Source organism: Brevundimonas sp. (genome assembly GCF_018608325.1).
Taxonomy (GTDB): Bacteria; Pseudomonadota; Alphaproteobacteria; order Caulobacterales; family Caulobacteraceae; genus Brevundimonas.
In genome coordinates this window covers 1-20,969 of the sequence record NZ_JABAZW010000004.1, presented here as the reverse complement: position 1 = coordinate 20,969, position 20,969 = coordinate 1, and the positions used below count along the sequence as shown (strand labels likewise).

The 20,969-nt window shown below is 65.8% G+C and carries 19 protein-coding genes and 1 tRNA gene; 12 read left to right on the top strand and 8 right to left on the bottom strand.

The window, feature by feature from the left end; translation table 11 throughout:
- Together QZ281_RS00350 and QZ281_RS00345 are read right to left on the bottom strand one after the other, a co-directional pair.
- On the bottom strand, positions 1 to 224 hold a 224-nt coding region (locus QZ281_RS00350), incomplete at its 3' end, for a hypothetical protein (RefSeq protein WP_292223291.1).
- Positions 221 to 907: a response regulator transcription factor gene (locus QZ281_RS00345; RefSeq protein ID WP_292223288.1), complete on the bottom strand. Its 687-nt coding sequence runs from the start codon at positions 905 to 907 to the stop codon at positions 221 to 223. The genes QZ281_RS00350 and QZ281_RS00345, both read right to left, overlap by 4 nt.
- A 156-nt stretch (positions 908 to 1,063) precedes the next feature.
- On the opposite strand from QZ281_RS00345, the gene QZ281_RS00340 reads away from it, so the two are divergent.
- The 4 genes from QZ281_RS00340 to QZ281_RS00325 are packed head-to-tail and all read left to right on the top strand — an operon-like array spanning position 1,064 to position 7,269.
- Positions 1,064 to 2,194: an efflux RND transporter periplasmic adaptor subunit gene (locus tag QZ281_RS00340; RefSeq protein WP_292223286.1), complete on the top strand. Its 1,131-nt coding sequence runs from the start codon at positions 1,064 to 1,066 to the stop codon at positions 2,192 to 2,194.
- A gap of 14 nt (positions 2,195 to 2,208) precedes the next feature.
- Positions 2,209 to 5,349 (top strand): multidrug efflux RND transporter permease subunit, encoded by a 3,141-nt coding sequence (locus QZ281_RS00335; protein ID WP_292223284.1) that lies wholly within the window; start codon positions 2,209 to 2,211, stop codon positions 5,347 to 5,349.
- Positions 5,350 to 5,351: 2 nt separating this feature from the next.
- Positions 5,352 to 6,737, top strand: a complete 1,386-nt coding sequence (locus tag QZ281_RS00330) for an efflux transporter outer membrane subunit (RefSeq protein WP_292223281.1) — start codon at positions 5,352 to 5,354, stop codon at positions 6,735 to 6,737.
- Between the two features lie 7 nt (positions 6,738 to 6,744).
- On the top strand, positions 6,745 to 7,269 hold the full coding sequence (locus QZ281_RS00325; RefSeq protein ID WP_292223277.1) for a TetR/AcrR family transcriptional regulator: 525 nt from the start codon (positions 6,745 to 6,747) through the stop codon (positions 7,267 to 7,269).
- Between the two features lie 17 nt (positions 7,270 to 7,286).
- Here the strand turns inward: QZ281_RS00325 and QZ281_RS00320 are convergent, their stop codons facing one another.
- Together QZ281_RS00320 and QZ281_RS00315 are read right to left on the bottom strand one after the other, a co-directional pair.
- A complete protein-coding gene (locus QZ281_RS00320; protein ID WP_292223274.1) occupies positions 7,287 to 8,039 on the bottom strand; it encodes an SDR family oxidoreductase in 753 nt (250 codons plus the stop codon).
- A 45-nt stretch (positions 8,040 to 8,084) separates the two neighbouring features.
- The gene (locus tag QZ281_RS00315) at positions 8,085 to 8,909 is read right to left on the bottom strand and encodes an SDR family NAD(P)-dependent oxidoreductase (protein ID WP_292223271.1); all 825 of its coding nucleotides are present in this window, start codon (positions 8,907 to 8,909) and stop codon (positions 8,085 to 8,087) included.
- A 97-nt stretch (positions 8,910 to 9,006) separates the two neighbouring features.
- On the opposite strand from QZ281_RS00315, the gene QZ281_RS00310 reads away from it, so the two are divergent.
- Positions 9,007 to 9,585: a TetR/AcrR family transcriptional regulator gene (locus tag QZ281_RS00310; RefSeq protein ID WP_292223268.1), complete on the top strand. Its 579-nt coding sequence runs from the start codon at positions 9,007 to 9,009 to the stop codon at positions 9,583 to 9,585.
- 63 nt (positions 9,586 to 9,648) lie between these two features.
- On the opposite strand, the gene QZ281_RS00305 is transcribed toward QZ281_RS00310, so the two are convergent.
- Positions 9,649 to 9,725, bottom strand: a tRNA-Arg gene (locus QZ281_RS00305).
- A gap of 146 nt (positions 9,726 to 9,871) precedes the next feature.
- Between QZ281_RS00305 and QZ281_RS00300 the strand changes: the two genes are divergently transcribed.
- Entirely contained in the window at positions 9,872 to 11,608 is a 1,737-nt protein-coding gene (locus tag QZ281_RS00300) for a gamma-glutamyltransferase family protein (protein WP_292223265.1), read from the top strand.
- Positions 11,609 to 11,615: 7 nt separating this feature from the next.
- On the opposite strand, the gene QZ281_RS00295 is transcribed toward QZ281_RS00300, so the two are convergent.
- A complete protein-coding gene (locus QZ281_RS00295) occupies positions 11,616 to 12,491 on the bottom strand; it encodes a lipid A-modifier LpxR family protein (RefSeq protein WP_292223262.1) in 876 nt (291 codons plus the stop codon).
- 171 nt (positions 12,492 to 12,662) lie between these two features.
- The gene (locus tag QZ281_RS00290) at positions 12,663 to 14,552 is read right to left on the bottom strand and encodes a ribonucleoside-diphosphate reductase subunit alpha (protein ID WP_292223259.1); all 1,890 of its coding nucleotides are present in this window, start codon (positions 14,550 to 14,552) and stop codon (positions 12,663 to 12,665) included.
- Positions 14,553 to 14,826: 274 nt separating this feature from the next.
- On the opposite strand from QZ281_RS00290, the gene QZ281_RS00285 reads away from it, so the two are divergent.
- The 5 genes from QZ281_RS00285 (at position 14,827) to QZ281_RS00265 (ending at position 19,949) form a co-directional block, all read left to right on the top strand.
- Complete coding sequence (locus QZ281_RS00285) at positions 14,827 to 15,597, top strand: phosphatase PAP2 family protein (protein ID WP_292223256.1); 771 nt, start codon at positions 14,827 to 14,829, stop codon at positions 15,595 to 15,597.
- Between the two features lie 73 nt (positions 15,598 to 15,670).
- Positions 15,671 to 16,990 (top strand): acetyl-CoA hydrolase/transferase C-terminal domain-containing protein, encoded by a 1,320-nt coding sequence (locus QZ281_RS00280; RefSeq protein ID WP_292223254.1) that lies wholly within the window; start codon positions 15,671 to 15,673, stop codon positions 16,988 to 16,990.
- Between the two features lie 245 nt (positions 16,991 to 17,235).
- Positions 17,236 to 18,021, top strand: coding sequence for an ATP-binding cassette domain-containing protein (locus QZ281_RS00275; RefSeq protein ID WP_292223251.1), 786 nt, complete (start codon positions 17,236 to 17,238; stop codon positions 18,019 to 18,021).
- 189 nt (positions 18,022 to 18,210) lie between these two features.
- On the top strand, positions 18,211 to 19,260 hold the full coding sequence (locus tag QZ281_RS00270; protein WP_292223248.1) for a ribonucleotide-diphosphate reductase subunit beta: 1,050 nt from the start codon (positions 18,211 to 18,213) through the stop codon (positions 19,258 to 19,260).
- A gap of 50 nt (positions 19,261 to 19,310) precedes the next feature.
- Entirely contained in the window at positions 19,311 to 19,949 is a 639-nt protein-coding gene (locus QZ281_RS00265) for a glutathione S-transferase family protein (protein WP_292223245.1), read from the top strand.
- A gap of 9 nt (positions 19,950 to 19,958) precedes the next feature.
- On the opposite strand, the gene QZ281_RS00260 is transcribed toward QZ281_RS00265, so the two are convergent.
- Positions 19,959 to 20,486: a hypothetical protein gene (locus tag QZ281_RS00260; protein WP_292223243.1), complete on the bottom strand. Its 528-nt coding sequence runs from the start codon at positions 20,484 to 20,486 to the stop codon at positions 19,959 to 19,961.
- A gap of 148 nt (positions 20,487 to 20,634) precedes the next feature.
- Between QZ281_RS00260 and QZ281_RS00255 the strand changes: the two genes are divergently transcribed.
- On the top strand, positions 20,635 to 20,898 hold the full coding sequence (locus tag QZ281_RS00255; protein ID WP_292223240.1) for a hypothetical protein: 264 nt from the start codon (positions 20,635 to 20,637) through the stop codon (positions 20,896 to 20,898).
- The last annotated feature ends 71 nt before the right edge of the window (positions 20,899 to 20,969 follow it).

The following is a 20,969-nucleotide window of genomic DNA, read 5'->3' as shown; positions in this document are numbered from 1 at the left end:
ATCTGGCGCGCCAGATGGCTGGCCGCCACGCTGCCCATCACCACGCCCAGCGCACAGAAGGACAGGATGGCGACGTAGTCGCGCAGGTCCAGCAGTATGGGCAGCTTCAGGATGAACAGCTGAATGGCCAGAAACCCGGCGACCGTCAGCACCACGCTGCCGACCGCGACCAGAGCCATGCGCAGGGCCAGTTTGCGCGACAGGCCGCTGTGGCAGGTGATCACAGCCGGTTCATCCGAAAGCCGACGCTGCGGATGCTGGCGATCAACTCGCCTGCGCCCTGTTTCTTCAGCTTCTGGCGCAGGTTGCTCATGTGGCTGTCGACCGTGCGGTCCAGCACCTCGTCGCCGCTCAAACAGGCGTCGGCCAGATCGGCGCGGGTGAAGACGCGCATCGGCTGGCGGGCCATGAACTCCAGCAGGCGGAACTCGGTCAGGGTTAGTTTCAGCGACGCCCGGCTGTCATCGCGCACGATCGACGCCTCATAGGCCTCCGGGTCGATCTCCAGCGTGCCGTGGCGCAGCACCCGGTCATTGCCCCATTTGCCGTGTCGGCGGATCACCGCCTGGGCGCGGGCGACCAGCTCCAGCGGATTGAAGGGTTTGACCACATAGTCGTCGGCCCCCATCCGCAGGGCCTGCAGCTTGTCCAGATCCTGATCCAGCGCGGTCATCATGATGACCGGCGTGTCGCCGCGTCGGCGCAGCTCAGCCAGCACGGACCAGCCGTCGATGCGCGGCATCATGACGTCCAGCAGGACGACGTCAGGCTTCAGGGCGGCGTGCAGGTCCAGAGTGGTCACGCCGTCGCTGGCGCGGCTGGTGCGAAAGCCTTCGCGAATGAAATACCGGTCGAGGACGTCGGCGATCTGGTCTTCGTCCTCGGCGATCAGGGCCAAGGGGGTCATGCCGTCTGTCCTACAGCCGGGGACAGGGGTGCGCCACCATGCGCAGGCCGTCTGGAGGAAATCTCCAAGAAGTCTCCAACAAGACCGGATGTTTGGGTGCGAGACGGCCCGCTCCCGTGCCTCCCCGCACGCTGAAATTCTCCTCAGGTGATGCTCATGTATCGAACCCCTCGCGCCACGCTGCTGGCGGCGGTCGCCGCACTTGCGCTGGCCTCATGCAGCGTCGCCGACAAGGCTCCGCCTCCGCCGCCGTCCGAAGTCAGCGTCGCCCCGGTCACCGTGGGTCTGGTCCAGCTCAGCGACACCCTGCCAGGCCGGGTCGTCGCCGTGCGCGTCGCTGAAATCCGCCCGCAGGTCAGCGGCATCATCCAGCGTCGTCTGTTCACTGAAGGCGCGACGGTGCGTGCGGGCCAGGCGCTGTATCAGATCAATCCCGCCCCGTTCCGCGCCGAGGTCGAAAGCGCGCAGGCCGCCCTGCAACGCGCACTGGCGACCCTGAACCAGGCCCAGGTCCAGCGTGACCGCCTGAAGGGGCTGATCGATGTCGATGCGGTCAGTCGCAAGACCTTCGACGACGCCGAGGCCGCGTTCGCCCAGGCGGCGGCTGAGGTCGGCGTCGCGCGGGCCAACCTGTCGCGCCGCAATCTGGACCTGTCGTTCGCCACCATCACCGCCCCGATCAGCGGCCGGATCGGCGCCTCCTCGATCACCGAAGGCGCTCTGGTCAGCGCGGCGGGCGGCGAGCCTCTGGCCGCAGTGCATCAGCTGGATCAGGTCTATGTCGACGTCAATCAGCCCGCGGCGCGCCTGGAGGCGCTGCGCGGTTTGGGGCAGGGCTCCAGCACGGTCGAGCTGCTGGACGGCGACGGCAAGCCGCTGGGTCTGACGGGGCGTCTTCTGTTCTCGGAAGCGGTGGTCGACCCCGGCACCGGCGACCTGCGCGCGCGGGTGCTGGTGGACAATACAGGCGGGCGTCTGCTGCCTGGCATGTTCGTCCGCGTCCGCCTGCCGCGCGGACCGGAGCAGACCCTGACGCGGGTGCCGCAACAAGCGGTGGTCCGCACCCAGGGCGGTGCTCAGGTTCTGGTCGTCAAGGCGGACGGCAAGGTTGAGGCGCGCACAGTCCGCATCGGCGAGGTGGTCGACAATCAATATGTCGTCGAGGACGGCCTGCGCGAGGGAGAGCGCGTGGTCGTCGAGGGGCGTGATCGCGCCCGACCCGATGAAACGGTCAAGACCAAGCCCTGGCGCGCCGCAGCGACGCCCGCCCCAGCCGCCGCAGCCTGAGGTCGAGCCGCACCATGCCCCAGTTTTTCATCGAGAGGCCCGTGTTCGCATGGGTGCTCTCCATCTTCATCATCCTGCTCGGCCTGTTGGCGATACCCAATCTGGCCGTTGAGCGGTTTCCGTCGGTGGCGCCGCCCACCGTCACCATCTACGCCAACTATCCTGGCGCCTCGACCCAGTCGCTGACCGACAGCGTGGTCGGTCCGATCGAGCGCGAACTGTCCAGCGTCAAGAACCTGCTCTATTTCGAGAGTGCGACGGACACCTCGGGCATCGCCCAGATCACCGCCACCTTCAAGCCGGGCACCGACCCGGATCTGGCGCAGGTCGACGTGCAGAACCGTCTGAAGGCGGTCGAGCCGCGCCTGCCGCAGATGGTGCGCCAGAGCGGCCTCTATGTCGAAGCCGCATCCTCAGGCTTCCTGATGATGGTCGCCGTCAGCGCTGACGGGGGGCGCTACAACGCCCAGGAGCTGGGCGACTACATGTCGCGCAACATGATCGAGGAGCTGAAGCGGGTCGAAGGCGTCGGCCGGGTCCAGAATTTCTCGTCCGAACGGGCCATGCGCGTCTGGATCGATCCGCAGAAGCTGGCCAGCTACGACATCACGGTCAACGACGTCGCCGCCGCCATCCAGACCCAGAACGCCCAGATCGCGCCGGGTCGTCTGGGCGGGATGCCGCAGATCGAAGGTCAGAGCGTCACCGTGCCGATGACGGCTGACGGTCAGTTGACGACGCCGGAACAGTTCGCCGCCATCGTGCTGCGCTCCAACCTGGACGGCTCCAGCCTGACCATCGGCGACGTGGCCCGCGTCGAGCTGGGCGCCCAGTTCTATGACTTCTCGGCGTTCGAGAACGGTCGCCCCATCGCCGTCGCTGCTGTGCAGCTGGCCCCCGGCGGCAACGCCGTGGCCACGGCCAAGGCCCTGCACAAACGGCTGAAGGAGCTGGAGCCGGCCCTGCCTGACGGCATGGCGGTGTCGGTGCCGTTCGACACCGCGCCCTTCGTCGAAATCTCGATCGAGAAGGTGGTCCACACCCTGATCGAGGCCATGGTTCTGGTCTTCCTGGTGATGTTCCTGTTCCTGCAGAACGTCCGCTACACCCTGATCCCGTCCATCGTCGCGCCCATCGCCCTGATGGGGACGCTGGCGGTGATGATGGCTACCGGCTTCTCGATCAACGTCCTGACCATGTTCGGCATGGTTCTGGCCATCGGCATCATCGTCGATGACGCCATCGTGGTGGTCGAGAACGTCGAGCGGATCATGGCGACCGAGGGTCTGTCGCCCAAGGAGGCCACCAAGAAGGCGATGAAGGAGATCACCGGCGCCGTCATCGGCATTACGCTGGTGCTGTCGGCGGTCTTTATTCCGATGGCCTTCGCCTCGGGTTCGGTCGGCGAGATCTATCGCCAGTTCAGCGTTTCGATGGCGGTGTCCATCCTGTTCTCGGCGCTTCTGGCCCTGTCGCTGACGCCGGCCCTGTGCGCCACCCTGCTGAAGCCCGTCGATCCCGGCCACCATGAGAAGAAGGGTTTCTTCGGCTGGTTCAACCGCGGCATGGACCGTCTGACGGGCCGCTACAACGGCTGGGTCGGCACGGCCATCCGTCGCGGCGGTCGGATGATGGCGGTCTTCGTCGTCATGGTTCTGGCGCTGGGCTTCACCTTTGTGCGCCTGCCCTCGGCCTTCCTGCCGGACGAGGATCAGGGCGCCTTCATCACCATGTTCACCCTGCCGGCTGAGGCGACGGCGGAGCGCACCATCGGCGTGATCCGCGAGTTCGAGACCTTCGTGCGCAGCCGCGACGGGGTGGACAGCGTCATCGCCATCCAGGGCTTCGGCTTCAACGGCTCCGGCCCCAACACCGGCATCGCCTTCACCAACATGGTCGACTGGAAGGACCGCAACGGCGCCTCTGCACAGGAAGAGATCGCCGCCGCCAACGGGGCCATGGCCAATGTCTCGGACGGCATGGTCATGTCGCTGAACCCCCCGGCCATCCCGGAGCTGGGCACCAGCGCGGGCTTCACCATGCGTCTGCAGGACCTGAGAAATCAGGGGCAGGATGCGCTTCAGGCGGCGCAGAACCAGCTGTTGCAACTGGCCGCAGAGAGCAAGGTCGTCGCCGGGGTCTATCCCGAAAGCCTGCCGCCCGGTTCCAGCATCCGTCTGGAGATCGACCGCGAGAAGGCGGCGGCGCAGGGCGTGTCCTTTGACGCCATCCGCAGCACCATCTCGGCCGCCATGGGCTCCACCTATGTCAACGACTTCCCCAACCACGGGCGTCTGCAGCAGGTGATCATCCAGGCCGAGGCCGCGCACCGGATGCAGATCGGCGATGTCATGGCCCTGTATGTGCGCAACACGTCCGGCGGCATGGCCCCCCTGTCCAACTTCGTGCAGCCCGTCTGGCAGGACGCTCCGGTCCAGCAGGTCCGCTACAACGGCTATCCGTCGATCCGCATCTCGGGCGCCGCCGCCCCCGGCGTGTCCAGCGGCGAGGCCATGGCCGAGATGGAGCGGCTGGTGAAACAGCTGCCGGACGGTTTCGCCGTCGCCTGGACCAGCACCTCGCTGCAGGAACAGCAGACGGGCGATCAGGCCACGATGCTGCTGATCCTGTCGATGCTGATCGTCTTCCTGGTGCTGGCGGCCCTGTATGAAAGCTGGAGCATCCCGCTGTCGGTCATGCTGGTGGTGCCGTTGGGCCTGATCGGCGCGGTGGCGGCGGTGATGATCCGCGGCCTGCCCAACGACGTCTTCTTCAAGGTGGGGATGATCACCATCATCGGCCTGTCGTCGAAGAACGCCATCCTGATCGTCGAGTTCGCCAAGATGCTGCGCGAACAGGGGATGGGACTGGTCGAGGCGGCGATCGAGGCGGCGCGTCTGCGTCTGCGCCCGATCATCATGACGTCGCTGGCCTTCACCCTGGGGGTCACGCCCCTGATGCTGGCCACGGGCGCAAGCTCGGCGACCCAGCAGGCGATCGGCACCGGCGTGTTCGGCGGCATGATCACGGGCACCCTGTTCGCCGTCATCTTCGTGCCGGTCTTCTTCGTGGTCGTGGTCGGCGGGATCGAGTTCCTGCAACGCCGCGCCCCCGCGCTGAACCTGCGTCTGCCCAACTTCTCGCGGAAGGTCTGACGATGCGTCGTTTCCTCACCCTGTCGGCGGCGGCGGCCCTTCTCGCCGCCTGCCAGACCATTCCGACCGTCGATCCGGCGGTCGGGGTGGTCGCTGACCAGTACCCGGTCGAAAGCGCGTTCGATGTCCAGACCGCCGCCGATCTGGACTGGCGCAGCGTCTTTGTTGATCCACGCCTGCAGCAGCTGGTCGAGATCGCTCTCAGCGACAGCCGCCCGCTTCGGCTGGCCCTGCTGGAGGCGGACGCAGCCCAGACCCAGTTGCGGATGCAGCGCTCCAGCTTCTGGCCTCAGATCGGCGCATCCGGCGCCTACACCCGCGCCCGGTCGGGGCTGGGCGACGGGGTGCAGAGCCAGGCCCAGGCGGGTCTGGGCCTCAGCACCTTTGAGCTGGATCTGTTCGGCAAGCTGCGCGCTCAGTCCGAAGCCGCCTTCCAGTCCTATCTGGCGGCGGGCGAGGGGGCGCAGGCCGCGCGCATCACCCTCAGCGCCACGGTCGCCGACGCCTATGTCGCCACCCTGGCGGCGCGTGAGCGCGTGCGCCTGACCGAGGCGACGCTGCGGGACTGGCAGGCGTCCGAACGCCTGACCCGTCAACTGTATCAGGCCGGTCAGGCTGATGGCTCAGAAGTCGCCTCGTCCGAGGCTCAGGTCCGCACGGCCGAGGCTGATCTTCAGGCCGCGCGCCGTGATGCGTCCGTGGCCGAGAATGCGCTGGTCCTGGTGGTCGGACGCCCCCTGACGCCCGATCTGCTGGGGACGGCGACGTTTGAGGCCAGCCCAGTGCTGACGCGCCTGCCGGTCGGCCTGTCGTCTGATCTGCTGACCCGCCGCCCCGACATCCGTCAGGCGGAGCGGTCGCTGTTCGCCGCCCGCGCCGACATCCGCGCGGCGCGCCGGGCCTTCCTGCCCAGCATCGCCCTGACCGGCCAGTACGGCTATGCCAGCTTGGACCTCGACAGCCTGTTCGACGGGCCGGAGGTCTGGTCATTCACGCCCCAGATCAGCGTGCCGATCTTCCAGGGCGGGCGGCTGCAGGCTCAGCTGGACCTGTCGGTCATCCGTCAGAACGCCGCCGTCGCAGGCTATGAATGGGCCATCCAGCGCGCCTTCTCCGAGGTGTCCGATGGTCTGGCCGCGCGTGAAACCTATGACCGTCAGATCACGGCCCAACGCCAGGCGGTCGAGGCGGCGGCGCGGCGCGTGACCCTGGCCGAGGCCCGCTATCGTGCGGGGGCGACCAGCCGACTGGAGCTGCTGGACGCCCAGCGTCAGCTGTATGGCGGTCAACTGGCCCTGCTGGGCGCACAGGCCGCACAATCCTCGGCCAGCATCGCCCTCTATCGCGCGTTGGGCGGCGGGCCTAATGTCGGCGGCGACGGAGGATGACGCCGCCATGACCAGAACGGGACGGCCGCCGGGAAAAAGCAGGGGGTGCGACTGTCTGTCGACGCCTGAACGCATCCTGCTGACGGCGGCCGACCTGTTTGACGAATTGGGCTATCACGAAGCCAATCTGCGCCGCATCGCCGACAGGGCGGGCGTGGATCATGCTCTTATCGTTCGCTATTTCGCTGGAAAGGCGCAGCTGTTCATCCGCTGCGTCGAGACGGCTCTGGACGAGGCCGCCGACTGGACACCGGGCGAACAGTCGCCAGCCCACCAGAAGGCGGCGCGTCTGGTTCTCGCCACCGCCTATGCCCCGATGGAGGTCAAGCGCGCCGTCAGTCAGGCGATGGCGCAAAGAGCCGCCGCATCCGACCAGAACGCGCCTTTGGATGTGCGCATGGGGGCGGTGGTCTGCGCCGAACTGGCCCAGACCCTGCTTCTGGCCGCCCACGTCGACGACCCCGAGTTCAAACAGATGGCCCGGCGAATGTACGCAGGCCTAGACGCGCCCTCGCTGGTTTCGAACCGCTAGAGGGCGCGGGCTTCATCTCACATCGTCGTCCAGCCGCTGTCGCACGGCAGGATCACGCCGTTGATGTTGGGCGAATCGTCCGACAGCAGCCACAGGATCGAGTGAACAATGACGTCCGGCTCAACCGAGGCCGGGGCGGTCTGAAGGATCGGCGCGGTCTTGGCCTTGGCATAGTCGGAGTGGAAGACCGTATCCATTCCAGTCAGAACACCGCCCGGCGCCACGACATTGGAGCGAATGCCTTCGGTTCCATAGTAGAAGGCGATGGACTTGGCGAAGCCGTTCAGCCCGTGTTTGGAGCTGGTGTAGGCGGCGCCCGACAGCGAGGCGCGGAAGCTGGCTTCCGATGAGACGAAGACGAAGGTCCCGCGTCCTCTGGCCAGCATCTGCGGCAGGACCGCGCGCGACAGACGCATGGGCGCCGTCAGGTTCAGGTCGAACACCCGCTGCCATGTGGCGTCGTCGATCTCCGCCGGGGGACGCCAGCCGTCCGAGATTCCGGCGATGTTGGCCACCCCGTCGATCCGTCCGCCGCCTGCCGCCACGATGGTGTCGATGAAGTCGGACTGGGTCAGGTCGCCGGCGACCGGAACGATCTCTTCGCCCACGGCCTCATCGGCCAGAGACGCCAGATTGGCGGCGGACAGGTCGGCGGCGATGACGCGCGCGCCCTCGCTGGCCAGACGCAGGGCGGTGGCCCGCCCGATGCCTGCCCCTGCGCCGGTGACGATGATGGTCTGGTCGATAAAGCGGGCAGGGGACTGGAGCATGGAAGCGGGCCTTTTAGAGGATGAGTGCGGTTGGGCGGCGCGGCGTCAGAGGGTCTTTGCCGCCCGCGCGACATCGTCCCAGGCCTCCCAGGTCTGGATGCGGTCGGCGTAGACCGTCTTCACCAGAGGCAGCAGGTCGCCCAGGATCAGGCGCAGCGGCGGCGTGTCGGAATCGACCAGTTTCAGGATCGCCGGAACCGTGGCGCGGGGGTCGCCCAGCTGGTCGGCGGTGATCTGGCGGGCCAGATCCTCGCGCGCCGGATCATAGGCGGCGATGGGTTCGGCGTTGCGGATATTGGCGCCTTCCAGGAAGTCGGTGGCGTAACCGCCCGGCTCGATCAGGGTCGCCTTGACGCCGAAGCGGGCGACCTCGGCGGCCAGCGCCTCGACCAGGCCTTCGACGGCGAACTTGGCGGCCTCATAGACGCCAGCGGTGGGCAGGGCGACGACGCCCGCCACGCTGGATAGTTGCAGGATATGGCCAAAGCCCTGCGCCCGCAGATGCGGCAGCACCGCCTGAATGACCCACAGCGAACCGAAGACATTGGTCTCGAAGGTGGCGCGGGCGTCTTCGGGGCTGACTTCCTCGACGGCGCCCATGCAGCCGAAACCGGCATTGTTAAGCACCACGTCGATGCGGCCGAAATGGCTGACGACATCCGATACGGCCTGAATGACGCCGTCACGGTCAGTGACATCGATCTTCACGACAAACAGGCTGTCGCCATGCTTCTGCGCCAGATCATCCAGCGCGGATGGTGTGCGGACGGCGGCGGCGACCCTGTCGCCACGGGCAAGGGCGGCTTCGGTCCAGATGCGGCCAAAGCCACGGCTGGCGCCGGTGATGAACCAGATTTTGGAGTCTGCCATTTTCGAGCTCTCTAGAGTGAGTTCGGCAAATGACATTTGTTGTCAGATTGTCAATGACGCGGTTTGACATTTTTTCGCGGTATGTCAGATCGGCCCGATGGCAAATGAGGCGGAACCGGTATCGGACCGGCGGACGATGGTGGTTTCGGCGGCGCGGGACGTGTTCCTGCGCTACGGCTATGGACGCACCACGATGGGCGACATCGCCCAGGCGGCGGGCCTGACGCGGCCGACCCTGTATCTGAGCTTTCGCGACAAGGAGAGCATTTTCCACGCCGTCATCCGCGCCATGGTCGCCGACCGGATCGCCGAAATCCGTCTGGGCGTGGCGGAGCGCGATACCTTGCAGGACAGGCTGGTGTTCGCCTGCGAAACCTGGGTTCTGGGCGCCTATGAACTGGTGCGCGACTATCCCGACGCTCAGGACCTGTTCGACCTGAAAGTCCTGCCTGTCCGCGAAAGCCATGAGGCGTTCGAGGCTCTAATCGCCGACATCATCCGCCAACCTCTGGCCGACAGCCGATTGGACATCCCCGAACACCTGTTCGCCGCCACGATCTCGAACGCGGTAAAAGGCTTTAAGGACATGGCACAGGACAACGCAGCCCTATGCGATCAGGTCAGAGCGCTGGCGGTGATGACGGCGGCTGGATTGCAGTCAACTAGCCGCTTTTGAAACGCCAAGGCGTTTGACGCCAGTTTAATGCATGCTCAACGACGCTAAGTCATTGAAGAAAAATGGCATACTCGAAGAGATTCGAACTCCTGACCACCAGATTCGTAGTCTGGTGCTCTATCCAGCTGAGCTACGGGTGCGCATTCGCTTTGCAGCGAAGGGGTGTCTTTAGCGTCTGGTTTGGGAAGCGCAAGTCGCAGTTTAGATTTTATCTGGTTCGGGCGGGTTGGCGTGTGCGGTCGTAAGGCTTAGGTCGGTTGAAAGCCGTGCAGCCGTAAGGATTTTCATGCGTCTCGACCGTCGTTTCACCGCCGCCCTTATGGTTCCCGCGATGCTGGCCGCCTGGCAGGCAGGGTCTGTGGCTGCTGTCGCGCAGACACGTCCGGCCCATGTGCAGGCCGTTGCACCTCAGCCGGTTCAGGCGAGGGGGCCGTTGGTGGCGGCGGCCAATCCGCGGGCGGCTGAGGCGGGTATGGCGGTGCTGCGGCGTGGCGGGTCGGCGGTGGATGCGGCGGTGGCCGTGCAGGCGGTGCTGGGTCTGGTGGAGCCGCAGTCGTCGGGTCTGGGGGGCGGCGCCTTCCTGATGGCCTATGACGCCGCGACGGGGGAGATCACCTCTTACGACGGGCGCGAGACGGCGCCGTCGTCGGCGACGCCCGAGCTGTTCTATGAGAACGGCAAGCCGTTGAGCTTTGTCGACGGCGTTCTGTCGGGACGTTCGACCGGCGCGCCGGGGGCGGTGGCCATGCTGGCCATGGCGCAGAAGGATCACGGCAAGCTGGCGTGGCGCGATCTGTTCGGGGATTCCGAGCGTCTGGCGCGTGACGGCTTTGTGGTCAGCGCGCGTCTGGCCGGGATGATCAACAGCAATACGCCACAGGCCAGGACGCCGACGGCGACGGCCTATTTCACCAAGCCGGATGGCACGCGCTACCAGACGGGCGATCTGCTGAAGAACCCGGCCTATGCCCGCACGGTGTCCTTGCTGGCGGAGCAGGGGCCGGAGGTGTTTTACGGCGGCGAGATCGGCCGCGACATCGCCGCCGCTGTGGCGGCTGGCCCGCGTCCAGGCGGTCTGACCGAGGCGGACATCGCCGCCTATCGGCCCCTGCGCCGTGACGCCCTGTGCCGTCCGTACCGGGGCTATGTGATCTGCGTGCCGCCGCCGCCGTCCAGCGGCGTGGCCGTGCTGCAGCTTCTCGCCATGGCCGAGAAGACGCCGGACATCGACAAGGGGGCGAACAGCCCTGAGGCCTGGGTGGCGTTGGGGCGGCTGCAGCGCCTGATGTATGCGGATCGTGACCGCTACATCGGCGACAACGACTTTGTCGGCGTGCCGTTGGCGGGCCTGCTGGATCCGGACTATGTCGCCAGTCGCGCGGCTCTGGTTCCCGAGGTGAACGGGCCGGTCCCGGCGGGACATCCGACGGGCGCGCCGCCGGTTGGCGTGGACGCGACGGCAGAGCCGGGCGGCACCACCCATTTCGTCGTCGTGGACGCCTGGGGCAATGCGGTCAGCATGACCACGACGGTTGAGAGCCTGTTCGGCAATGGGCGACTGGTCGACGGCTTCTTCCTGAACAATCAACTGACCGACTTCTCGTTCACGCCCAGCGAAGACGGTCATCCGGCAGCCAATGCGGTGGCGGCGGGCAAGCGTCCGCGTTCGTCCATGACGCCGACGCTGATCCTGGATCGTCAGGGGAACCTGGTCGGCGCCATCGGCTCACCCGGCGGGTCCAGCATTCTGGCCTATGTGGCCAAGGCGCTGGTCGGGGCCATCGACTGGAACCTGCCGATGCAGGAGGCCATCGCCCTGCCTAATCTGGTGGTGCGCGGCGCCATGGTCGGGGCGGACACCGAGCAGATGTCGCCCGAGATCCAGGCGGCGCTGGCCGAGGCGGGCATGCCCCTGCGCCCCAATGCGACGGAAACCTCTGGCCTGCACGGCATGATCTGGCGCAACGACGCCTGGGACGCGGGCGCCGATCCGCGTCGCGAAGGCGTGGTGCTGACGAAGTAAGGCGGGCTTAGCGGCGGGGTCTGATCGACAGCTGGAAGGCGATCAGGCCTTCGCTGACGTCGGTGTCCAGCCCGTTCATGCCGCGCAGGCCCTTGCCGGCGTCGATCTCGCGATAGACCACCCCGAACGAGGTCTGGATGTCTCCGCGCCGATAGGCCACGCCGACCGAGGCGTCGCCCAGGAAGGAGCCGCGGTCGCGGTCCTGCGCCACGCCTGAACGGGCATAATCGCCGTCACGGGTGCGGGCGAAATTATAGCCCACCGCTCGGCCCGACCCAGCGGCGTAGATGAACCAGCGGGCGCGTTCGCCGAACCTTTGCTGACCGCTGGGGGCCAGTCGATCCAGGCCCTCGCCGATCTTCAGGGTGGCGCCGGCTTCGGCGGAGCCGCCGTCGCTGCCGACGCCGAAACCGGCGTGGGGGGTCAGGCTGACTTCAAGACCGGACGGGGTATGGCCCGTCGCCCCCCGGAAGCCGCGCACATAGCGGAAATCATAGGCGCTCTGATCCAGTTCGACATCGTCGCGCGGCGTGACGGGCAGGGGAGAGCCGTCGGCGCGGCGCAGGCGGCCTGCGGTCTCCATCGTCAGGCGGTCGGCGGCGGCGTCGCGGTCGATCCAGACGTCGCGGCGCGTGGTGACGGCCAGTCCATCACCCTCGGCGGGGCGGAAGGCGGTCGGGAAGTCCACAGCGGGGCCGAAACGGGCGTCGGGCGATACGGTGAAACTGGTCTGGTCCGACAGGCGCACGGTGGTGGACGTGTCGGCGTCTTTGGCCGGGCCGTCGTTGAAGCTGTTGGGCGCCCAGATCTGCGTGCGGGCGTCGGCGGCGCCGGTCATCGCCAGCACGCTCCCCATTCCGACAATCCAGGCCGCGATACGCATTCGGTCTCCCTACCGTCCGCTGATCTTGACCCTGCACCAGATGCGTCAGGAGTCCAACGGAGTTTTGACACGGTTTCGTCACTTTTGAACGACGCCGCACGGCAAGGGTTCCCGCAAACCAAAAAGGCCCCGCTTTCGCGAGGCCTTCTGAGATTGGTCTGAATGTCGGCCTTACTGGCAGGCCAGGCACTCGTCGTAGTCGGTCTTGGGCATGGAGAAGAGGTCCGGCTGGTTCGGATCGACCACTTCCTCGGCCTTGTCCTCGGCGCCCGCGAAGGCGGCGCGTTGAACCGACTTGGAGCGCAGATAATACAGCGACTTCACGCCGCGTTCCCAGGCGGACCAATGCAGCATGTGCAGGTCCCACTTGTTGACGTCACCGGGGATGAACAGGTTCAGCGACTGGGCCTGGCAGATTTCCGGCGCACGGTCGGCGGCCAGTTCGACCACCCAGCGCTGGTCTAGTTCGAAGGCGGTCTTGAACACGCCCTTCTCGTCTTCGTTCAGGTCGTCGATGTGCTGGACCGAACCTTCGTGCTCCAGGATCGAGTTCCAGACCGCCTCGGTGTTGATGCCCTTCTCGTCGAGCAGGCGCTCCAGATAAGGGTTCTTGACCGCGAACGAGCCGGACAGGGTCTTGTGCGTATAGATGTTGGCCGGGATCGGCTCGATGCCCGCCGAGGTGCCGCCGCAGATGATCGAGATGGAGGCGGTCGGGGCGATGGCCAGCTTGTGGCTGAAACGCTCCATGACGCCGCGATCCTGGGCGTCCAGGCAGGGGCCCTTTTCTTCGGCCAGGGTGCGGCTGGCCTTGTCGGCCTCGCGACGCAGGTGCTTGAACAGGCGCATGTTCCACGACTTGGCCATGGCGCTTTCGAAGGCCACGCCCTGACCCTGCAGGAAGGAGTGGAAGCCCATCAGGCCCAGACCCACCGAACGTTCGCGCTTGGCCGAATAGACAGCAGCCGACATGGCGTCGGGCGCGCGCTGGATGAAGTCCTCCAGCACATTGTCCAGGAACCGCATCAGGTCCTCGATGAAGCGGGGCTCCTCGCGCCACTCCAGGAAGGTCTCGGCGTTGACGGACGACAGGCAGCAGACGGCGGTGCGGTCCACGCCCAGGTGGTCCTTGCCGGTGTGCAGCATGATTTCGGCGCACAGGTTCGACTGTTTGACCTTCAGGCCCAGGTCACGCTGGTGCGGCGCCATCTGGCGGTTCACCGTGTCCGAGAAGATCAGATAGGGCTCGCCGGTCTGCATGCGGATGTCGAGCAGCTTGGTCCACAGCGAGCGGGCGTCGACGGTCTTCAGGACTTCGCCGTCCTTGGGCGATTTCAGGTCGAAGGTGGCGCCAACCTTAACCGCCTCCATGAATTCGTCGGTGACGTTGATGCCGTGGTGCAGGTTCAGGGACTTGCGGTTGAAGTCGCCCGAAGGTTTGCGGATCTCAAGGAACTCCTCGATCTCCGGGTGATGGATGTCGAGGTACACAGCGGCCGAACCACGGCGCAGCGAGCCTTGCGAAATCGCCAGGGTCAGTGAGTCCATCACGCGGATGAAGGGGATGATGCCCGAGGTCTTGCCCGCGCCCTTGACCTTTTCACCGATGGAGCGGACGCCGCCCCAGTAGGTGCCGATGCCGCCGCCGTTGGACGCCAGTGAGACGTTCTCGTTCCAGACGTTCTGGATGCCGTCCAGACTGTCGCTGACGGCGTTCAGGAAGCAGGAGATGGGCAGGCCGCGATCGGCGCCGCCGTTAGACAAGACGGGGGTGGCAGGCATGAACCACAGGCGGCTCATATAGTCATACAGGCGCTGGGCGTGTTCGGCGTCGTCCGAGAAGGCGGTCGAAACCCGCGCAAACATGTCCTGATAGCTTTCGCCCGCCAGCAGATAGCGGTCTTCCAGGGTCTTCTTGCCGAAATCGGTCAGCAGGGCGTCGCGTGAGCGGTCCACCTGGACCGATTTCACGACGGTCAGATGCGGCTTCTCCGGCGCCTGCGTCCCCGCAACACCTTGGAATTCCGTCGTCTTCAAAGCCTCGCCGCCAGCCATGGTCATCTGCGTCCTGAACAAAAAGAGCCTAGAGCCACTTGCGCCAGAACCACATCATCTTGTGGCCGTCGCGCTCCCTGAGCCCACATATAGGGCGCACATGCCTAATAAGCCGTCAACGACTTGACGGCGGCTTTGAGCGCGAATCACTTGGACAAATGATCGCCGACTGGGGACAAAGCCCGGCAGCAAGCCAGCGAACCTCTTGTGACGCTTTCAAGTCGCGTGATCACGAACGCGTGATCGGAACGCTCGGCAAACGGAGCCGTTTGGAATGCCGATGACCAATCCCGCTCAACGTCCCTTTTTGACACGCGCACTGACATTGGCGCGCACGGAAATGGCGGCGTTGAGCGCTTTTCTGGTCGCCGCCATCGGCGTCATCGCCTTCATCCAGATCGCGGACGAGGTGCGTGAGCCGGGCGGTCAGGCGTTTGATCAGCATATTCTGTCGCTGATGCGGCCCTATGCTGATGATCCGGGCCGTCCCTGGGGGCCGTGGTGGCTGAAGGAGGCGGCGGCCGACATCACCTCTCTGGGCGGCATATCGGTGCTGGGTCTGTTCGCCCTGATCGTCATTGTCTTTCTGCTGATCCAGAAGAAGTGGCTGTCATCCCTGTTGCTGCCGCTGGGGCTGATCGGCGGCGTGGGCCTGAGCGAAGGCCTGAAGAAGGTGTTCGAGCGTGAGCGCCCGCCCGCCGTCATGCAGGCGGTGGAGACGATCAACGCCAGCTTCCCCTCCGGCCACGCCCTGTTGTCCACCGTCTTCTATCTGACGGTCGCCGTCATGCTGACACGCGCCTTCCCGCGCCACCGGTTCAAGGTCTTTGTGATGGGCGTGGGCATTCTGATGGCCCTGCTGGTCGGGGCGACCCGCATCTATCTGGGGGCGCACTGGGCGTCGGATGTGTTCGCCGGTTGGGCGGTCGGCGCCGCCTGGGCCATGGTGCTGTGGCTGATCGCCTATGCGGTCGAGCGGGTGCAGAGGGGCCACGGCGCGGCGCTGCAGGACGAGCGGACGGTGACCGTCACGGCTGCGACCAATGTCTAGGCCCCGTCACGTCCTCTGACGCGGGATAGTCGGCCATCAGACGCCGCAAAGGCGCAGACGGGAGAGACACGCCATGACCCACGCCGCCCTCTATGCCGAACGGCTGAAGACCGCCGACGAAGCCGCCGCCCTGATCCGGTCCGGCGCCAAGGTGGCCATGGGGTTGGGCGTGTCCCAGCCGCCCGCCGTGTTGAAGGCCATCGCCGACCGGGCCGAGCGGGGCGAGGTCGAGGACGTCAATCTGTATTATCTTCTGTCGTGCCGGATCGCGGCGGACACGGTGTTACGTTACGAACTGATGGATCGCATCCGTCCGTGGAGCCTGTTCCACAGCGCCATTGAGCGGAAGCTGGAGCAGCGCGCCTTTGAAGAGGGGCGGCCCAATCCCGTCCGCTTCATCCCGACCGGCTTCCAGCAGTCGCCGCGCCTGTTGTGCGACGAGGTCGGGATGGACGCCCTGGTCTGCACCGTCTCGCCGATGGATGAGGACGGCTTCTTCTCGTTCGGGACCAACACCGACTACGCCAAGCCGGTGTCGCAGACGGCGCGCACCGTGATCGTCGAGGTCAATCCGAACATGCCGCGCGTGTTCGGCGACTGCACCATCCATGTGTCCAAGGTCGCGGCGGTGGTGGAACATGCGGCGCCTCTGGTCGAGGTTCCCAAGGCCGAGCCTCAAGCCAACGATCTGATCATCGGCGGCATCATCGCCGGGCTGATCGAGGATGGCGCCACCTTACAGATGGGCATCGGCGCCCTGCCCAACGCCGTCTGCGACGCCCTGCGCGGTCACAAGCATCTGGGTGTCCATACCGAAATGCTGACGCCGGGGCTGGTGGAACTGATGCAGGCGGGCGTGGCGGACCACAGCCACAAGACCCTGCACCCCGGCGTCGGGGTCTTCACCTTCGCCATGGGCGACCGCAACACCTATGATTTTCTGGACGGCAATCGCGGGATGGAGGCGCACCCGGTTTCCTATGTGAACGACCCGGCGGTGATCGCGCGCAATGCGAAGATGGTGTCGGTCAACGCCACGCTGCAGATCGACCTGACCGGGGCCTGCTGTTCGGAGTTCCTGAACGGACGTCAGTTCACGGCGGCGGGCGGGCAGCTGGATTTTGTGCGCGGCGCCCATGCCTCTGATGGAGGCAAGTCGATCATCGCCTGTCATTCGACGGCGGCCAAGGGTGCGGCCTCGCGCATCGTCGCGCGTCTGGACGGACCGGTGACCACGCCGCGTAACGACACCCATATCGTCGCCACCGAACAGGGCTGGGTGAACCTGAAAGGCCTGTCCAGTGACCAGCGCGCCCGCGCCCTGATTGGTCTGGCGGCGCCGCAGTTCCGTGACGAACTGACCCGTTCGGCCATCGAACAGGGCCTGATTTAGGTTCAACCGGCATCACCTCAAATCGTCATTCCGGGGCTGAGCGGAGCGAAGAACCCGGAACCCAGGACCACGTTCACACCGCTGAGCACATTGGATGCCGGATGCATGCCTCCTGGGTTCCGGGTTCGCCCTTCGGGCGCCCCGGAATGACGCGCGGAGCGGCTGGGGCCGAATGTTGATTGTCTGTCCGTGATTTGAAGCCTTGCGGTTTAACGCCGCACAGTTTGCGGATATGGGCTCAGGCCATGACCGAGCCCCTGTTGTCGATTGATCATGTCAGTGTCGTGCGTGACGCCCGCCCCATGCTTGACGATGTCAGCCTGACCATTCCCGAGGGGCGTCACACCGCCATTCTGGGCCGCAACGGTGCGGGCAAGTCGACGCTGGTCAAGCTGATCACGCGCCAGCTGTATCCGACGGGCGGGCAGGGCAGCGTGCGCATCTTCGGCCAGACCCAGTGGAATGTGTTCGAACTGCGCAGCCTGCTGGGCGTCGTCTCCCCCGCCATCCAGACCGATTATGCCGGCGAAGAGGCGCTGGAGGTGTTCGACGCGGTGGTGTCTGGCTTCTTCGCCGCGCGCGGGGTCTGGAACCATGCCGTCACCGAGGAGATGCGTCAGGCCAGCCGTGAGGCGCTGGAGCGGATGGGCGTCACCCATCTGATCGGCCGTCAGATGGCGACCCTGTCGACGGGCGAAGCGCGGCGCGTTCTGATCGCCCGCGCCCTGGTCCATCGCCCGCGCGCCCTGTTGCTGGACGAGCCCTGCGCCGGTCTGGACCCAGCGACCCGCCGTCTGTTCCTTGAGGCTCTGCGCGAAGTGGCCCGGTCGGGCGTGACCCTGGTGCTGGTCACCCACCACGTCGAGGAGATACTGCCCGAGATCGACCATCTGGTCCTGCTGCGCGACGCACAGCTTCTGAACGATGGGCCGAAGTCGGAGCTGCTGACCGGGCCGGTCCTGTCAGACCTGTTCGGAATGCCGACGACGGTGGAGAAGCGCGGCGACTGGTCCTGGGCGCATCTGGACTGAGGGCTCGGCCAGCTTGGCTTTTGGGCGAAAATCCATCCCCAGCTCCCTCCCCAATTTCCTGAGGCAGAACCACTACATATAGCGGTCGTGAAAAATGTGATCGCAACATAGGTGATTTACGGCTTGGCGCCGGGGGCGACGCGAAGCATGGTGCGGGCCTCTCCGGTAATGCTTTCAGGTCCTCGTCCGATGAACGCTCAATCCTCGATCATCCTTCCCGAACGCGCCGGTCTTCTGACCCCGTCCGCCGCCTACAAGCCGTTCCGCTATCCGTGGGCGTTCGACATGTGGAAGAAGCAGCAGCAGGTCCACTGGATGCCCGAAGAGGTGCCGCTGGGCGAGGACGTCAAGGACTGGGCCTCGACCCTGAACGACGGCGAACGCAATCTGCTGACCCAGATTTTCCGCTTCTTCACCCAGGCGGACATCGAGGTTCAGGACAACTACATGGAACGCTACGGTCGGGTGTTCAAACCGACCGAAGTGAAGATGATGCTGGCCGCCTTCGGCAATATGGAGACCATCCATATCGCGGCCTACGCCCTGCTGCTCGAAACCATCGGCATGCCCGAGAGCGAGTTCGGCGCCTTCATGGAATATGAGGCCATGCGGGACAAGCACGACTATATGGGCCAGTTCGGGGTCGATTCCGACGCTGACATCTGCCGCACCTTGGCCATGTTCGGCGGCTTCTCGGAAGGGGTTCAGCTGTTTGCGTCGTTCGCGATGCTGATGAACTTCCCGCGCCAGAACAAGATGAAGGGCATGGGGCAGATCGTGTCCTGGTCGGTGCGTGACGAGAGCCTGCACTGCGAGGGCATCATCAAGCTGTACCACGCCTTCAATCAGGAAACGGGCGCGGTGACCCCCTCGGTGGCGGACGACATCGTCGACTGCTGCAAGACGGTGGTGAACATGGAAGACAAGTTCATCGACCTGGCCTTCGAGATGGGTTCGGTCCAGGGCATGACGCCGGAAGACATCAAACAGTACATTCGCTTCATCGCCGACTGGCGCCTGCGTCAGTTGAAGCTGCCTGAAGTCTATGGGGTGAAGGAAAACCCGCTGCCCTGGCTGCAGTCCCTGCTGTCGGGTGTCGAACACGCCAACTTCTTCGAGGCCCGCGCCACCGAATATTCCAAGGCGGCGACGCAAGGCGACTGGCACGGCGCCGACGGCGTCTGGACCGAGTTCGACCGCATGATGGCCCGCCGCGACATGAGTCTGGTCGCGGGCTGACCTTAATCTCCATTCAAGCGTAAGCTCTCCTGTAAAAGGGAGAGCGCGCCATGAGCGACGAGATCGTCTTCTACACCAATCCCATGTCGCGCGGACGTATCGCCCGCTGGATGCTGGAGGAGGTGGGCCAGTCCTACCGCACGGTGGTGCTGGACTATGCCACAACGATGAAGGCGCCGGACTATCTGGCGCTCAATCCCATGGGCAAGGTGCCGACCGTCACCCATCGCGGCGTCACGGTGACCGAATGCGCCGCCGTCTGCGTCTATCTGGCCGACGCCTTTCCTGAAGCGGGCCTGGCGCCTGCGCCGACCGATCCTCTGCGTGGCCCCTATTATCGCTGGATGTTCTTTGCCGCAGGTCCGGTCGAGGCGGCGGTGACGGCGCGTTCGATGGGGTTGCTGCCGCCCGAGGAGAAGGCGCGCGCCGTCGGCTACGGCACTTTTGATCATATGGTGGACGGGCTGGAGTCCGCCTTGGGTGACGGGCCGTGGCTGCTGGGCGAGCAGTTCACTGCCGCTGACGTCTATGTCGGCAGCCAGATCGCCTGGGGCCTGATGTTCAAGTCTCTGCCCGAACGCCCGTCATTCCAGGCCTATGCCGCGCGGTTGAACAGCCGTCCCGCCGCCATCCGGGCGCGCGAAATCGATGACGCCCTGATCGCGGAGATGAAGGCCCAGTACGCCTGACTGGAGCGCCTAACGCGGGCGAGGCGCAGGCGTAGCGCAGGCCGAACGGTCGCCCGACTGGCACCGCTGAACCTGGTCGCGCCAGGCGGCGTAGTCGCGGTCATACTGGTTCTGCGCGGCGCGAGTGGCCTCGGCCTCGGCGCGGGCGCGTTCCTGGGTCTGGCGCAGTTCGATCTGATAGCGGGCCACGGCGGCGTCATGTTCGAGACGGGCGGCTTCGTCCGCCTTGTCGGCCAGGGTGTTCTGGGCGGCGATTTCGTCGTTCAGGGCCTGGGTGGTGCGCAGCTCTTGTTCAGTCTGGGCCGAATCCGGCGCCCGGCGATAGGCCTCGCCTCGCGCCTGCAACCAGGCGTCGCGTGATTTCGGATCGCTGGGGTCCAGCGTGGGCAGGGAGCGCTGGTCGCGATAGGTGTCAGAAGACACATAGGGCGCCGGTCCTGATGTCTGGGCCGACGTTTGGGTTGATGTCTGGGCCATTGCCGCGCCCGCCATCAGGGCGGCGGCCAAGGTCGCGGCGTGGATAGTGCGAAGCTTCATCTGGCTCTCCTGGGAGCGAGGCAGGGCGGTCCGACCTTGGCCATAAGCCGCTCCGACTGCAACAACGCATGTCTGACGAAAAGGTGGCGCACGGCCCAGGTTCACGGCATGGTCGCCCTCTGACGCCATCCGCACCTGAGCAGACGCCATGATCCTAGCTACTTCGTCCGGCGACTATCCGATCCCCGCCGATGTCGCGCGCCAGTTGCCGAATGTGCCCGCCCTGCCGGACCCGAATGCACCCAATGCGCGGCTGCAGATCGAGGATTTCCGGCATTGGCTGGACGCGTCGCCGGAACATGTCATCAACTATGAGCGGTTGCGGCGCTGGCATCTGGTGCAGGACGAACTGGCCGCAGCGGCCAAGAAGGACGGCGCGACCTTCATCGTGTCCGACGACGGGCTGGAATAGACCTCAGGCGGGCAGGCGCAGCTCAAAGACAGCGCCTGCGCCATCACTGTCCACCAGCCGAAGATCCCCGC

Bases quoted from the DNA above. Each gene is read 5' to 3' on its own strand.
- QZ281_RS00295 (WP_292223262.1), bottom strand. From the start codon at position 12,491: ATGCGTATCGCGGCCTGGATTGTCGGAATGGGGAGCGTGCTGGCGATG.
- QZ281_RS00340 (WP_292223286.1), top strand. From the start codon at position 1,064: ATGTATCGAACCCCTCGCGCCACGCTGCTGGCGGCGGTCGCCGCACTT.
- QZ281_RS00330 (WP_292223281.1), top strand. From the start codon at position 5,352: ATGCGTCGTTTCCTCACCCTGTCGGCGGCGGCGGCCCTTCTCGCCGCC.
- QZ281_RS00290 (WP_292223259.1), bottom strand. From the start codon at position 14,552: ATGACCATGGCTGGCGGCGAGGCTTTGAAGACGACGGAATTCCAAGGT.
- QZ281_RS00345 (WP_292223288.1), bottom strand. From the start codon at position 907: ATGACCCCCTTGGCCCTGATCGCCGAGGACGAAGACCAGATCGCCGAC.
- QZ281_RS00280 (WP_292223254.1), top strand. From the start codon at position 15,671: ATGACCCACGCCGCCCTCTATGCCGAACGGCTGAAGACCGCCGACGAA.
- QZ281_RS00320 (WP_292223274.1), bottom strand. From the start codon at position 8,039: ATGCTCCAGTCCCCTGCCCGCTTTATCGACCAGACCATCATCGTCACC.
- QZ281_RS00285 (WP_292223256.1), top strand. From the start codon at position 14,827: ATGACCAATCCCGCTCAACGTCCCTTTTTGACACGCGCACTGACATTG.
- QZ281_RS00265 (WP_292223245.1), top strand. From the start codon at position 19,311: ATGAGCGACGAGATCGTCTTCTACACCAATCCCATGTCGCGCGGACGT.
- QZ281_RS00275 (WP_292223251.1), top strand. From the start codon at position 17,236: ATGACCGAGCCCCTGTTGTCGATTGATCATGTCAGTGTCGTGCGTGAC.
- QZ281_RS00335 (WP_292223284.1), top strand. From the start codon at position 2,209: ATGCCCCAGTTTTTCATCGAGAGGCCCGTGTTCGCATGGGTGCTCTCC.
- QZ281_RS00270 (WP_292223248.1), top strand. From the start codon at position 18,211: ATGAACGCTCAATCCTCGATCATCCTTCCCGAACGCGCCGGTCTTCTG.
- QZ281_RS00300 (WP_292223265.1), top strand. From the start codon at position 9,872: ATGCGTCTCGACCGTCGTTTCACCGCCGCCCTTATGGTTCCCGCGATG.
- QZ281_RS00310 (WP_292223268.1), top strand. From the start codon at position 9,007: ATGGCAAATGAGGCGGAACCGGTATCGGACCGGCGGACGATGGTGGTT.
- QZ281_RS00255 (WP_292223240.1), top strand. From the start codon at position 20,635: ATGATCCTAGCTACTTCGTCCGGCGACTATCCGATCCCCGCCGATGTC.
- QZ281_RS00260 (WP_292223243.1), bottom strand. From the start codon at position 20,486: ATGAAGCTTCGCACTATCCACGCCGCGACCTTGGCCGCCGCCCTGATG.
- QZ281_RS00325 (WP_292223277.1), top strand. From the start codon at position 6,745: ATGACCAGAACGGGACGGCCGCCGGGAAAAAGCAGGGGGTGCGACTGT.
- QZ281_RS00315 (WP_292223271.1), bottom strand. From the start codon at position 8,909: ATGGCAGACTCCAAAATCTGGTTCATCACCGGCGCCAGCCGTGGCTTT.